Source organism: Chitinophaga sp. YR573, from assembly GCF_900110995.1.
Taxonomy (GTDB): Bacteria; Bacteroidota; Bacteroidia; order Chitinophagales; family Chitinophagaceae; genus Chitinophaga.
Genome location: NZ_FOJF01000002.1, coordinates 1,339,037 through 1,354,907, shown reverse-complemented (window position 1 = coordinate 1,354,907; position 15,871 = coordinate 1,339,037). Strand labels below are relative to the sequence as shown.

The following is a 15,871-nucleotide window of genomic DNA, read 5'->3' as shown; positions in this document are numbered from 1 at the left end:
AAAAGTGATTGAATTTTAATGTTGTTGTTTACTCTACCTTGGATTTTGTGTTATTTCCGGGTTTAACAATATGTTTTTAGCCGGTATAGGGAATACATACCGGTTGCTGTTAGGCTCCAGTGTATAAGTTTCACCCTTGTATACTCTCGTTACCGTAGCCGCAAATGCAGCTTCTTTGTTCAGACGTTTCTGATCAAACCAGCGTAGTCCCCTGCACAACAGTTCTCTTCTCCTTTCATTGATCACCAGCTGTAATGCTTCCCCGGCATTTGCAGCGGAGAGCGCTACATACTCTGCCGGGCGGAAACGTTTCTGGCGGATCGTATTCAGGATATCAACAGCTGTGGTATAAGATCCTACTCTTGCTTCAGCTTCTGCTTTTATCAGCATCATCTCTGCTGTAGTTGGGCCTGCAAGAGGATTATCTGTATTAATACGTGGTCTGTAATAACCACGGCCAACAAAAGCATTAAAAGGGAAAACGGAACCATCTGCTGTAAATAATTCATAACGCAGATCCTTTGTATCAAACAGATTGAGCAATGATGCACTCAGTGGCAATGTAACAGCAGTAACAGACAGACTTTTGATAAAGATCATTTCCGGATCTTTATATCTTGTTGGATAAGACACCGGACTGGCTATATAATCATTCAGATTCACCAGGGCGCTTTGTCTTGTCAGTGCACTGTCTGCATACTTCTCCGCATCGGCATACTCTCCTTTTTGCAGGGAAACCCTTGCGAGAATAGCATATGCAGCTGTCTTAGACGGATTGTAAGCCAGCGCTGATATATCAGGTAAGTTAGGAATAGCCTGTGTGAGATCCCTGTTTATCTGGTCATAGATAGTTTTTACGGAAACACGTACAAGACTTGAAGTGAAGTCGGGATTTAATATTAAAGGAACTCCCGCATCAGTAGCAGCGGTAGCGGCATCATATTGTTTTGCATAAATGTTTACCAGTGAGAAATAGGTAAATGCACGGTGTACCTGTCCTTCCGCCAGGATAGTCCGTTTATCAGCATCACTGCCACCATCACTATTCACCACACCTGTAGTCACCTGATTAAAGACATAAATCTGTTTATACATTCTATCCCAGTCCGGGTCTGCATTATCCCCGAAAAAATCTACGGCCCATATGAAGGTATTTGCTTCCGGACTGCCTAATCTGTTCAGGAAGCCGTCATCAGCAGGGCCATAATCATCACTGGCTACTACGGGATAATAGTATGCCGGTTCGATATCATATGTATAGTTCAGCAGATACTGGTAATCCGTTGTATAATGCAGGGTACGTTTTCCCTGCTGTTCAATCTCCACATATTTGCGGCATCCTGTACTTCCCAGCAACAGCAGGCAGGCTATGTAAGTATATATGATCCTGGTCATTATCTGAAATCTTAAAATGAAGCATTAATGTTAAAGGTGTAATTCTTTGAAGGTGGCAGTGAACTATACACACCCGCAAACATATAATCCGGGTCTATCCCTTCTTTGTTCTTTCGCCAGATGATGCCCAGATTGCTGGCTGTAGCACCCATTGTCAGCGACTTCAGGAATGTGAGTCTTTTTATTACAGATGCAGGCAGTGTATAACTCAGCGTTATCTGTTGCAGGCGTGCATGATCTCCATCTATCACATTAAAATCAGCCAGTGAATAGCGGGTGATACTATTAAAACTGGTTCCGACTATACCTGGTACATTTGTAAAGGCTTCATCACCTGGTTTTCTCCAGCGTTGTGCCAGCTCTTTGCTTGTAGACAGGAATCCCTGGTAAGAACCACTGGTAGGATACAATCCGCTATTGATTCCCAGCTTCTGTACCTTGTATCCGAGGTAGTAAGACATACGTGCCGACAGGCTGATATTCTTATAACGGATTGTTTGTGATAATCCACCGAAAGTAGGCGGTGTTCTGCGACCCATATATTTTTTGTCTTCCGGTTTCAGGTTATCGTAAGAGGACATATCAGAAGTAATAATCTTTCCGGCAGCAGTATATACCTGCGACTGCCCCTTATTATCCAGTCCTGCCCATCTGTATGCGAACACATTATCCACTGGGTAACCCGAAATGATCTGGGATAAGCTGGACGGGTCCTGCACCTTATCAGGGAAACGAACATCCGTTACTTTATTGGTGTTATAGGAGATATTGAAATTGGCGCTCCATGTCCAGTATACCTGCCGGACCATAGTACCATTTAAATTCAGTTCCACACCATGGTTGGTCATGTCTGATGTATTGAAAGAAAGAGAACTCCATCCGTAAGTAGAATTCACAGGTTGTGCGGTAACAATACCGTAAGTATATTTTTTATAGATATCAAATGAAACAGAGAGTTTTCTGTTCAGCAGGTCCGCGTCAAATCCCGCATTGGTAGTTCTGGTTGTTGCCCATCCCAGCATGGTGTTACCTGGCAAACCTACAGTACCATATACCTGTTGAGTGAGAGGGTCTGTACCATACAGATTAATAGTGGTAAATGCTGATCCATCTTCACTTACTGAACCACCAACACCTTCTGTAACACGAATAGAAAGGTTATCCAGCCATTTCAGATCTGACATGAATTTCTCTTTCCTTATATCCCATTTTGCACCGGCAGACCATAAGGGTATTGCGCGCTTTCTACGTTCTACGCCTATCATACTATAATCGTCAAAACGTACGCTACCAGATAAATGATACTTGTCTGACAGTGAATAATTGGCCGTACTATAATAAGACAGATATCTTTTCCTGTTTGCATAAATGGTTCCATCTGCAGATGGAAAGGTTTTACCATAACGGTATATGGTAGTATACGGTACTGTAGGGTTTATGGTAACAGAAGTGCCCAGGTCTGTATTAAACCCATATCTTGTTTGGTTAAATCCACCTGATTTCGTCTGCCTGAACTCATTACCCGCTATCACGGTAAGATGATGGATATTTCTCCATGACTTATCTATGTTCAGCTGTAATCTGAATGTATAGTCTTCAGATGTAGAGTTGCTAAGTTTGTATACACCTCCCAGCGGCACTCCATATACAGGTTTGCCATTGACGATAGTAGTACCGGTATTCACCATATCTACAGTAGAATAGCTGTTTAATTCTGCGAGGTTCTTCATCTCTGTCGCTCCTCGCTGATACATACCGGAAACATCAAAACGGATCCAGTCTGTGATTTTAGCGCTGAGCTGAGAAGTAAGTCTGGATGAACTATTCTTGTAAATGGTATTGTTACGGCCCAGTTCATCAATAGAGTTCAATGTCCATGGCAGGTATCCCAGGCGTGTAAGGCTGTCCGTTACATGGGGAGTAAATGCGATATAGCGGTTAATAGATTTCCCCTGTTCATCTACCAGCATTTCGTAAGGACGTAAGCCATTATTACCCGGACTCATCGCTTCAAGAGCTGCGTTATTCACTGTACTGCTGGAAAACGTCTGGGTAAAACCTGTGGTCATGACTACTCGTTTCTGCAACAGGTCGTTGGTCAGATTGGCTGTTACCGAATATTTTTCTGCACTGTTACTTTTGAAGACAGGACGGTCTTTCGAGTAATTACCTGAAACGTAGTAGGTATTGTTATCACCACCACCGGACATAGAAAGGTTGTATTGCTGGGTAACAGCACTCTGTAACAGGTATTTCTTTATCTGGTCCAGGTTACTTTTTTTACCCAATGCATCCAGTCTCTTATCTCTTTCTTCTGCGGTAATAGTACCCCGCTGTACCTGGAACATATCTTCCAGCGCTTCATCCTGTGCAGGATATCGCCAGTAAGATGCGGGATCAGCAAAATAATTCAGGTCAAAGAGTTCTTTTTCAAACTCGATGTACTGTTTGCTGTTCATCACATTGAGGTTGGACATATCTGCCGGAGCTGATGTACTTACATTGGCAGTGGCATTGAATGTAGACATCCCTTTACGGCCTCTTTTTGTTTCTATCACAATCACTCCGTTGGCAGCCTGTGCACCCCATATGGCAGCAGCTGCCGCATCTTTCAGGAAAGTGATGCTCTGGATATCAGCAGGGTTAAAAGAAGCTATAATCGCATTATTGGAAGCGAATGTAGTAGCTGAAATAGTGCCTCCCGGATTTTTAACAAGGTTCTGGTCCATAGCAGGGAAACCATCAATGACAACCAATGGTGGTGTGGCCCCGCCATATGAATTCGTACCCCTGATGGCAATAGTATTATTACGAAGATCGAAGCGTACACCGGGAATGGTACCTTCCAGCCTTTCCATAAGGTTGAGGGCAGGACTCGCTTCAATATCCCTGGAAGTAATGGTAGTATAAGAACCGGTAGCTGCTGTACGGTCTATCTGCTGATAACCTGTACTTACTGTAATACCACTCAGTTTCATTAAAGAGATACGCATAACAATCCTTACCGTCATTGGTGTTCCTTCGGGGTCATTAGCCACGGTAATATGCTGAACCTGCTTCTCATAACTCAGGTGCGAGAGTCGTAATGTATATTCACCCGGTTTTACATCAGGGAAGTTAAAGCGCCCGGTAGGGCCGGTAACTACCAGTTTTCTTGATGGCATCAATGTAACAGAGGCCTGTTCTATAGGGTTGCCCTTTTCATCCACCACAAATCCATAGATCATCTGTGGCACCTGGATATCCGCCAGCATCTGATTCACCATCGATCTCTTAGTGATGATAATCGTTTTGTCTTCGAAAGAATAACTGAGTGGCTGATCTTTGAGCGCCTGGCGGATAAGCGTTTCGACTGGCTGGTCCTTAATATCCAGCGTTACTTTTTTACTCGCATCCAGCTCATTCTGATCATAGAATACCAGGTAGCCGGTCTGCTGTCTGATCGCTTTAAACACATTTTCCAGTGATTCATTCCTGCAGGCATAGGTAATACTTTGCGAATAGGTTTTAGCGCTTACCTGTATACAGCAGGCAAGGATGATAATGGTTGATAATCGCATAACACGTAGTGTTTGGATACTTAACCGGTTCTTGTTTAATAAGCATAGGCTTCGCTTAAAAAACATAGCAATAGCATCCCGGTTACAAAAAGCTTCAAAATGCATACTTTTGTAAAGGTTATTGGTTGATAAATAGATAAAGTCTGAGCAGACCTTTTTATAATGAGATCATAACCATCGCCGTTCTACCTCGTCCGTAGAACGGCTTCTTTTTACGATCTTTGCTCCTGTTCCACTATCAGTTTCCGTCCATCCATTCTGAATTTTATGTTCATTTTTTCAAGGATGCGCAGTACCTGCTGCAACTGCAGATTGCGTTGAATAGCGCCTCCAAATCGGCGTTGCGGTATCTTACCTTCAAATACCACTTCTACATCGTACCAACGTGAAAGCTGACGCAATACGGATGAGAGATCAGTACCATCAAAATTAAAGGCACCGTTCTTCCAGGCTACTACCTGGTCCAGATCTGTATTGTCCAGTACTTTCACACCGGTACCGGTAGTCCTGGCCTGCTGGCCCGGCCGCAGAACCACCTGCTGATTATCTCCTGTCATAACTCCTATGCTGCCTTCCAGCAATGTGGTGTTGGTAAAAGGTTCATCGGTATAGGCATTGATATTGAAATTCGTTCCCAGTACATTTATAGTGGTTCTTTCACTGATCTTTACCCGGAAAGGCTTATCAGCCATTTTTGCTATTTCGAAATAGGCTTCCCCTGTTACTTTCACTGTACGGTCGGCCCCTGTAAAGGCTGTCGGATAAGTGATAGAAGAAGCTGCATTCAGCCATACGGCAGAACCATCCGGTAATGTGAGGCGGAACTGGCCACCACGTGGTGTGCGGAGGGTGTTATAGCTGATCGTACTGTTATTGCCGTTGGCAGCATACTGCAACTGGCCACCGGATTGCATAATGGTGGTGTTACCCTGCTTAATCACCTGTTTGCCGGCGCTGTCCAGTGTTACGGAAGAACCGTCAGCCAGTATGAGCATTGCTTTGTTGGAACCTGGCATGATTACCTGTGCCTGTTGAGGCTTTTTTACAGGCTGTTGCCATAAGAAGGCGGTCACTCCGCCAAGGAGTATAACAGCCGCTGCTGCAACCCAGCCTAAGCGTGGCAGGAAGCGGACTTTATCTTCCTTACCCAGTGCCCTGTTCAGTACCGGCAACCCTTTGGCAGCGGTAAAGCGCGGATCAGCCGTGACAAGACCTTCCCACTGCTGCTCCAGCAGGGCAGACAACTTTGCGTCCTGAGACGGGTCTTTCAGCAGCTCCATCAGCTCCCGGACTTCTTCGTCTGTAGCTGTTTGTTCATAATACCGGTGAAAAAGGTAATTTATTCGTTCCATAGCGATTACTATATACAGGACAATATGAAATATCAAAAAGTAGATATGCCTTTAAAAAAAAATTGCGGCCAGTAAAACCGGGGGTAGATAGATGTGGTATCTTTCTTTTATATACTCACTTATAGCCTCTGTAGCCAGCTGTATATATTTCTTGACAGTTGATACGGTAATGCCCATCTGAGCGGCTATTTCGGCTTGTTTGAGGCGTTCACGACGACTTAACAGGAATACCTTCTGCTGCTGTGGCGGTAACTTGCCAATGGCTTCGTCTATAAGGGAGTGGTAAATAAGCTGGGGATCGGGGATATCTGCTTCAGATTGGAACTCGCTGCGCAGCCAGGTGGCCTGGTTATCGCGCTCCCGGGCCATCTTTTTCAGGGCATTCAGGGCGCGGTTTTTTGCCATTACCCAGAGGTAAGGTTTGAATTGTTCTACAATGAGTAAGGTTTCCCGACTCATCCAGATCTTAAAAAAGACATCCTGGATAATTTCTTCTGTTTCGGGTAAAGAGCGGGTAATGCGGAATACGTGGGTAGATAATAAGGGGTAATAAGTATTGAACAAAACAGTAAATGCCGTTTCATCACCTGCCGAGACTCTTCTGAGCAACTCCCGCTCATCTTTTAAGTTATCCTGTTCCAATAAACCCCTTTATGTTACATCCCCCTTGAATACCGGATAAAAGTAAGCTAATTTGGGTATATTCATAAACAGTCGCAGAGAGAGGACGCCCTACTTTGATTCGGTTTTTTAGCTACTCATCAGGTAGTATAAGCCCCATATAAGCCCCCTCATAGTCCCCTCTAAGCCCTCTACAATACCACCTTATTTAAGGGGGGCTTATAGAGGGTTTATAGGGGAATCATAAATCTTTAAAAGTTAATTGGCTGTTACTGTCGTATTGGGCTTGAACTCCGCATAATACTTACCAAGTGGCGTAAGCGTACTATCAGCTTTAACCAGGGCAGAAGGCCATAACCGGGTGCTGGTTGGTGAACCGGAGAACCAGGAATAACGCTGGATAAAAGGTATGGTATCCAGCTGAGGTAACAGTCTTTGCATAAATGCCTGTACCTGTTCTGCAGTGTACCTGTTTGCTTCTATCGTTGTAGCATTCTGGTCTGCGGTAGCGAATTCTGTAATCCAGATAGGCTTATGGTATTTCTCATACAAAGCCCGCAGTACTTTCACAAAATCAACATCATCAAGCCCAACGTACATGTGTACACAGATGAAATCTACCCGGCGGCCCTGTGCGATAGCCTTGTCCATGAAGCTGTAGATCCAGTCGCGGGTTGGCCAGGATGCTGCCGGGCTGCCTAAAGGCAGGCCAATACTTTCCAGTTTAGGCCATAAAGCCAGGGCTTCCTCTACTGTCATGTTGGATTGATCGGACAGATCAGGTTCATTGAACCCCAGCACATATTTTATTCTGCCGGAGTCTTTCCATTTTTTTACATAAGCGATGTTTTCATCAGTTACGTTGCCTTTACCCCAGAACATAGTTACAAATTCTGAGTTCTTCGGCTGTTTTTCGAAAGGTAAAGTAGTACCCCAGGTATAGAACCAGTAACTCTTCAGATTCACAACATTACCGTACCAGCTTCCGTAGGTACTTCCCGTATTGAAATCTACCCCTTTCTTATTAACAAATGCCATCGGAGGGTCTGTGATGAGCAGGTTTTCATCTTTGTCTTTGCCACAGGCCATTAAAAACAACAGGCTGAGGGACAGTACAATTTTGCAGTTGGACATAGAATAATGGTTAAACAGATATGATTATATTATACAATATTATCAAACTATTTCCATATTATGCATGGCATCTGTTTACGATGTTTTGTCAAAAATGTACAAGTTCTTAACATTATCATTGATAAAGAAGTGTTTCTCACTTATTACGGGGTTATAATTCAGCATTTCACCTTTAGACAATGGCAGTTCCGTTTGCCATATTATCTCTTCTTTATTAATATCGAAGACGCCTGCACGATTCCAGTTTCTGCCTTTGTCATCAGCTGTATAGAATATTTTATCTTTATAAAGCGTACCAAGCTTTATAAATAAAGGGCTGCCGTTTAAATCATGCTGTATAGTTTTCAATTGTATAAGTTGATTAGACTGAAGATCAAAACAGGAGAATGTGGCGGCCTGTAAAATATAGATCTTATCTCCGTAACGGCCTCCCTGCAGGGGACCACCTACAAATCCATCCAGTTTATTTCCGTCCCTGTCATACCACTCTTCTACTTCCCATTTTACTGCTCCGCTTTCGATATCTATGCCTATGATCCTTTTATCATTCACCAGACACACCAGTGTATTTTCATAACAGGTAAGGATATGATACCTGATCATTCTTACATTCGTCAAAAGATTTTTTTGGTGATAATAATCATCAAGATTAATCAACTCCTTAAATTCCCCTGTTTCTAAAGACAGCTTATTTACAATGGAAAACCGGACAGATACATTATCTATCCTGCTGAAATATAAAGTTCCATTATGCACCAGCCGTTCAACAGATAACTTCAATTCTTTTTCCCATTGTATACTTCCATCCGGTTTAATGCGCTGTAGTGTATGCGGTGTATTCACTCTTTCAGCTGCTATGATATCCTCTCCGTCCAGTAATACCGGAGATAGTCCCTCCCCCATCTGTGTGATGACATTATCCTTTTCCCTGGCCATATTGCCATTAAAGTTAAATAACAAACCACCCCTGTATGGGAACACTTTACCAAAGTCATTTACATCCGACAGGAAACGACGGGTTGCAAGTGCGTCTTTATTTATTTCAGTAATACCGTTCTGATTAAAAACATACAGATCGGTGGCTGTATCAGTCATCAGCATATGATCAGCCCGCGTTTCCTTTATCGAATACATCAATTATAAAGCATTTACAAATAAATAAATATTGCTGTTCAGGTCATTGAGCCCTGTTTTAAAGTCAGCCACGTTATCATAACCGAACAGCGCTAATTTCGAAGGCCCAAAGAACCCACCGGTACCAAACCATGCATCCGCATTATCTATTAATACCTTTTGGAGAATTTCCTTACTTTCCTTAATGGTCATTCTTCTACCATCGAAAATATAATCTAAATTCTCTAAATTATTAACCTTATCAAGATAAGTTCTTAATTGTTTGGCAAAATAAACACGTTTGCTTGGATTATTCTTAAAATCAGATACTGTACTTTTTCCCCAGCTTTTAAATTCAAAGAATTTACTATCGACTCCAGACAAAGTTAATTTAATATCATACCGGCATTTACTTCTTACTTCTTCATTATCCTGATCATCATCACCCGGGTTGTCTGTATCATCATCATCAATAGTATCGTCGAAACTAACAGTTCCACCTCTAAACCGTTCCGAGTACTGCCTTAATACTCTTATCTGGAAGGCCGCACCGTAAACCATTTTCAGGGCTTTGGGCTGTTTAAGCTCATTCCACATCTTACTGGCATTGCTGGAAGAGTTATAGTTATCTGAGAAATATTTGAAATCCTTTATATAATCATCTGCAAACTGTACAAACTTGTTTTTATTCTCGCAGGTAAAACATCTCAGTCCCTTATTAGCTGTCAGCAAGGCTTTTAATCCGGCATCGTTGCCTACATTGGTATTAAAGGTAGCACTGGCCCGGACAATCTTCACCTGCTTCAATGCTTCAAAATCTACCTGATAATTAGCGGAGATGGCACCTTTGGCATCTTTCATTAGTCTCCATGCTTCCAGGGCTTTCACATCAATTACGTTTACCTTATTACTGATGTGCGCTGACTTATCACTGGTGGCAGTGATATCATCCAGGAATTTATAAAGGCTGGCCTTATCCTCCTTATCTAATGCCAGGAGGTAGTCCAGATCGGCGCTTACATCATCAAAAGGCAGATTCGCACACAGTTTTGTTACAGCAGCTGTATATGTGGTACCAACTGAAGCCTGTAAGGTTTCAAATTTCTTACAAATATCCTGAGTAAACCGATCACAGCGTTTACACTGATTCTTTTCTTTAACTTTCTCTATGATTTTCTCAGCTACTTTGGCGGTAGAATACACCAATTGAGGTGCTTCACCAGGCACTGTTACAACTATCACTTCAGGTGCTACTGAGGTGGCTTCAGCCGATGCATACTTTATTGCAGTGGCTCCTTTTGTATATGTGATAGGAATAAAAGATGTACCATCGCTACTTGCTTTTGTAAAGATGGAAATTTCCTCTCCAACCTGTTTAAGCTGATTGGCAGCCACCATCTCTTTTATAGCTGTTACTGATGCCGGCTTTGTTAACACGGCCAGATCCGAAGAAGTACCGCCTGGAGACAGTTTCGGCAGAATAACCGGTGTCGTTGTTAATTCCAGAAAATCATCGTATCCACTGCCACCGGAATTCTTTCCAAGGTTGAAAATACCTTTCAGGTACACGTCATCATAACCTGCGATCTTTCCTCCTGCTACCAGTTCATCGAAGTTATCTACAATAAGCTTTGAACCTGTAAACAGTTTTGATTCACTTATAGGGATCGTAGGAGCAGTAACAACCTTATTAAGGTTTTCCAGTCTGCTCCATCCGTTTTTCAATCCACTTAAAGCAGCAGGCACACTTCTCATAGTGGTAGTTACCTCATTTACAGTATTACTGATCTTCTGTAGGCTACCAAATTTGGTCCAGCCCCATTTCAGCATATTTGCACCGCCCACAGAAAGGCTTGCATAATCTGTTACGGTTTTTACTTTATCCCAGGCTTCATAAAAACCTTTATTCTGTGCATAAGCCTCCACCGATAGTTTTCCTCTTTCCTTCTGTATCTCCAGATCTGCCAGTGCAACAGCTCCTGCTACTCTTGCAGTTATCGTGGTGATTAGAGCCAGTGAAGAACCACCGGTTTCAGGGGCCGCAAGGATGGCGGCTGCAATAGTAACCACATTTGCCGCAGTACGGACAGTCCTTCCGGTATTAGTCCGGCGTACATCATTATCATATACCATCGCCATATAAGCAGGAATAATAAACCTATCCCCTGCATTCAGACCATCTTCATGATAATTATCTGCAACCAGCATTGTTACCGGTTCAAACGGACTATAGTTTTCATCATAATAAATATTTGATGTCCGGTCAGGTCTTTTACCAGTTTCATAGTAGATAGGCCGTACATCAGAAAGAGTATAATTTTGTTTAAAATAAATCTTACCATCATCTTTGAAATCGATATCGCTTGTCCGTGAATATGCATTTGTCACATATTCATAGTTGTTCCCCAGCACATAAGTCTCCTCATTCTTCATTCCTATCACATAATCTGATTCTCCCGGGTAATAAGGAACCGCACTAATTCCGAACATAGAGAAAGAGAAGTCCCTCTTTGTCGGCTTAATCTCCAGCGCTGTATAATTAGAAGATATCCATGGATTAATGATATCGAAGATATTATGTACCTCATCATATCCTACTCCATTCATCCATTTATTAGCCTGTATCCAAAGAGTCTGCATCCATTGATAGTTTTTATCCATGAACCCTTTCTTCAGCAGTTCTACCTGATCAAAGGCAGGTGTAGTACTGATCAGATCTTTCACTATAAAATGACCATCATTAGAGCTAAACAATGAAGGATCTGTATACCAGTAATTATTATTGGCATCTTCAGATAATAACTGGTTGAGCAGATATATTCTTTCTGTAATATTCAATGCGGCAAGTGAACATTGGTAATATTTCTCTACAAATATTGCATTGATATCATCGGCAGATTTTTTATCTGCTACTGCCTGTTTCAACTTTTTGAGCCATGCAATATCAACATTGGCAAGAGCAATCAGTTGTTCCAGGGTTTTCAGTTTAGTCAGTTCAAACGCCCTATTGCTGCTAATAGCCTTTCCTTCGCGTAATAACTCGGATACCATTGCCATTCCAGCGCTCAACTTGTTTAAGTCCAGTTGATTTGCGTCACTCAAACATGAAGAGAATGCCTGTAACTCATTTTCTTTCAGATTTGCCAGTGTGAAATAGGTGAGATAATCCTCTATAGAACTCTTTTCAGACAATACTGCCAGCAGGAAATCATTTAATGAAACATTCGAATTCAGATTATATTTAAAGTTGATCTTATCATTGGTAAACCGCAGATCAGTTGCCGGTAACGGTAAGGTGATCAGATCTTTCACTTTTCTCTGATTGAGGACGTCCAGCAATGTGGATGGATTTGTGGTTGCTGTAAGATCCACAACAGCCAGTTTATCCAGCTTAGTCCCTTTACCTGTATAGTCATCTGTTATTGAAAGATCAGACCCGGTACTCTTAAACCTGGCAGCATAACTTACAAACTTCTTTGACTCTATACCCAGAACTACGGCTATTCCGCTCTCCGGTTTCAGTTGTTTTGAATATGGGTCTATATAATACTTTCCATCTGACTTCATATATCCTTCGAAACTGGCTCCTTCATTCCGGACATTATAAGCGATTTGCTGATCGGTGAATGATAACAGTGCGCCCAGAGGAATAAGTGTTTCTGTTGGTTTGCTCAGATCTGCTACGCCTTTAATTACTTCGAAAGTCCGGTCAAGTGTTGAGAACTTAAGATTACTGGCAGTAGAAGGCAGGGTAATATATTTTCCTGAAGGTGTAATAAAGGTATAAGTATCATTTGTTTCATTCTTCAGCTTACTGAATACTTTTATATCTGAATAACCCACACTGGCACTGGCATCATCCCCTTCAAATATTCCCCATACATGGCCAGGACTATGTACTACATCCCACTGGTATTTCAACAGATCATATCCTTTGGTATAATCCATCAGGTTATCAGTAGTATTGGCAGATAAGTCTATGCCTTTACTGAAGGTATGTTCCAGGGTATAGGCGCCGTGACCTGTTTCATGGGCTACGGTACGACCTACATCTTCTGCCGAAGCATTTTTCATAAAGATGAATCCAAACTGGCTCTGACGTGGCATTTTACCTAAGAGGTCTCCATCTTTCAACGCTGCCTCATTTACCAGGAACAAGTAGGTAGTATTATCATCGATGCTGTGTGATTTCTTATAGGCATTCTTCAGGGCTTTTTCTTCACCGGTGAATCCATTGCTAAGGAATGCGCTCCTGGTATCCTGCAACAGGCTATCCTTGTTATCGTCCCAGTCGGTATTACGCTGGAAGCTGTTATCTGTTGTTATAGTATAAGTAACACCCACTTTGGCATAGGCCTTGTCCAGACTATTCCTGATTGCATCTTCCGGCACCTGTGTTGTAGCGCCTATTGGTATCAGTACTATTTTATTTTGCAACGGTGCGTAACTCGCTACCAACAATTTACCCATACTGATATACTGGCCATCACTCTTCGGATATACCGCAAACACTTCCTGTGCATCACCGGCAGGACCACCCGTTAAAGTGATTGTCCAGGTATTACCATTCTTTTTAGAAGGGTATACAATACCTTTTCCGCTGACGAATTTGATTTTGTCTGTATTGATACTACCTGCATTACTGAGGGTAGCCAGCACATCTTCCTGTTCTCCAGGTACCAGCGCTTTGGCGCTTACTCTGTATTTACCGTTAGCCAGTTTTTCATAACTGCTGTCCAGTACAGCCTTGCCTTCATAACTGGATTTCCAGCTATCAAATGCATAACGGCTATTGGCTACAGCAGTAAAGTTCACTACACCACTATCCAGTTTCAGCGTATTCAATGCGGACAGTGCGGATGCATTACCGGCCAGGTTCTTATCACGTGTACCCGCGGCTGTTACCTTTCCGTTTTTATCTATATTATACATGTTACCATCGGCATCTTCAAGGACCAGTGGTAATGTTTTGCCTTTGTCTTTGTAGTTGATGACTTCCTCTTTGCCTGTATTACTATCTTTTACAGTAATAGTACCAGCGTCTGTATTGACTACAATATTATCCTTACTGAAGATGTGCAGGTTGGTGGTTATATCCGGTACGATATCCCCGGTTTTTACCTTTCCTACATCTGCTCCACCACGCTGTTCTTTCACCGCATTATCGACAAATTTATCTATGCCTGATGTTACTGCCTGCATTTCTCCACGGATCACCACTAAATCGGTATTGATAGTGATACCCTTAAACTCCATTAACAGCCCCATGCCAAATCCCGGCGTGATAATTCTTCCCTTTCCTGAGAATACACCATTACTGCCACTTACATCCGTCAGCAGTACATAGAAATGGCCAATCTTCACAGGCATACCTGCTACTGCCACAGGCAGCGGATTAGTGTTTTGAGTACCCTGCACCTGTGGAGATTCTCCGCAAGTGAAAGAGCGCAATGCGTCTGTTGTTATAGTAACCAGATCACTATATGGGCCATACACACCAGCCACACGCCATTGCAGACGTGCTTCGTATGCACGGCTGGGTTCCAGGTTATATAACGCGAGTGTAGTATCATTTTCTTTCTCTTCTGTAAACCAGTCGAACTCCACCCCATCTTTTGTAGCTGCACGATACTGAACACGATAAGCTTCTACACTATACATACTGCCACCGGCAGCCAGTGGCCACCAGAGCTTAGCAGAACGTTCGCCGGTAGCTTCGCCGTTTAATTTAGGCTTACCGATATTGTTAGCCGCAAAGGGATTGTTGGACAAATAACTGAACTTACAGCTTTTGCTTAAACCCTGGTTACTGTACATATCACGACCGCTCTTATCACGGGCCTGCACAACCCATACATAGTCCATGCTATCTATCAGCTGAGGCTCACCAGGACCATAGATGAGCGTATTACTTTCTGTTATAGTAGTATAAAGAGGTTTTGCACTGCGGATGATGTAGTCCGGGTTACTGCCTTTAGGTTTGATTTCATAAAGCGAAAACACATATTCTGTACCACTGCCTTCCAGGGGATTAGGTGTATTGCGGCTGCTCCAGTTGAAAGTCAGGAACTGCGGGTCCATCTTCACTACACGACTATCGCAGACAGGCTGGTTTAATACAGGTGGCTCACTTTTCTGAAAGAAAAACACATTGGCACCGATATTACTTATCTGCACTTCAGAACGACGGTAATCGTATGCAGTGAAACTGATACGGTATGCACCTTCAGGCAATGCCTTGGTACGGTCATACGTCTCACGGCTGAATCCACCACTGAAATCAATGTTATTACTGTTCAGGTAATCATACAGATCAGCGCCACTGATGATGGTGGGTACACCAGGACTCAATGCCAGTGGTTTGGGCGTGAATGCCTGTGAGGTGCGCATGATCACGGCACCATTCATTTCAACCGTCATGCGCAGCCTTACCTCATAAGAGGGCTGTGTGAGGTCATTCTGTACCAGGATTACCCGCAGCTTATCACTGCCGGGTACTGCATAATCAGGCAGATATACGCTATAGGGCGGTATGATCTGAGTACTGGCAGTAATAGGGTATTGCTGCGCAATCGCAGACTGTTGCATCAGTATGCTCAACAAACAAAAAAGGGTAATCCGGATAAATGCTTTCATCACATTCTTTTTCAAGGTATAGGTATAATTAAGTGCTCAGACTCCTCAATAATCTTTCCT

At 42.8% G+C, this 15,871-nt stretch carries 7 protein-coding genes; all 7 read right to left on the bottom strand.

Annotation, left to right across the window (positions count from 1 at the left end):
- Window positions 1-33: 33 nt before the first annotated feature.
- The 7 genes from BMW86_RS25250 to BMW86_RS25220 all read right to left on the bottom strand — a co-directional run bounded on the left by BMW86_RS25250 (window position 34) and on the right by BMW86_RS25220 (window position 15,811).
- On the bottom strand, window positions 34-1,395 hold the full coding sequence (locus BMW86_RS25250) for a RagB/SusD family nutrient uptake outer membrane protein (protein WP_089785234.1): 1,362 nt from the start codon (window positions 1,393-1,395) through the stop codon (window positions 34-36).
- Window positions 1,396-1,406: 11 nt separating this feature from the next.
- Complete coding sequence (locus BMW86_RS25245) at window positions 1,407-4,955, bottom strand: SusC/RagA family TonB-linked outer membrane protein (protein ID WP_177189385.1); 3,549 nt, start codon at window positions 4,953-4,955, stop codon at window positions 1,407-1,409.
- 212 nt (window positions 4,956-5,167) lie between these two features.
- Window positions 5,168-6,307, bottom strand: a complete 1,140-nt coding sequence (locus tag BMW86_RS25240) for a FecR family protein (RefSeq protein WP_089785231.1) — start codon at window positions 6,305-6,307, stop codon at window positions 5,168-5,170.
- A gap of 51 nt (window positions 6,308-6,358) precedes the next feature.
- Window positions 6,359-6,949 carry an RNA polymerase sigma factor gene (locus tag BMW86_RS25235; protein ID WP_089785229.1) on the bottom strand — a complete coding sequence of 197 codons (591 nt, stop codon included), beginning with the start codon at window positions 6,947-6,949 and terminating at the stop codon, window positions 6,359-6,361.
- Between the two features lie 237 nt (window positions 6,950-7,186).
- Entirely contained in the window at window positions 7,187-8,062 is an 876-nt protein-coding gene (locus BMW86_RS25230) for a glycosyl hydrolase (protein ID WP_089785227.1), read from the bottom strand.
- 75 nt (window positions 8,063-8,137) lie between these two features.
- Window positions 8,138-9,196, bottom strand: coding sequence for a PQQ-binding-like beta-propeller repeat protein (locus BMW86_RS25225; RefSeq protein WP_089785225.1), 1,059 nt, complete (start codon window positions 9,194-9,196; stop codon window positions 8,138-8,140).
- A gap of 3 nt (window positions 9,197-9,199) precedes the next feature.
- The gene (locus BMW86_RS25220) at window positions 9,200-15,811 is read right to left on the bottom strand and encodes a fibronectin type III domain-containing protein (protein WP_089785223.1); all 6,612 of its coding nucleotides are present in this window, start codon (window positions 15,809-15,811) and stop codon (window positions 9,200-9,202) included.
- Window positions 15,812-15,871: the final 60 nt, after the last annotated feature.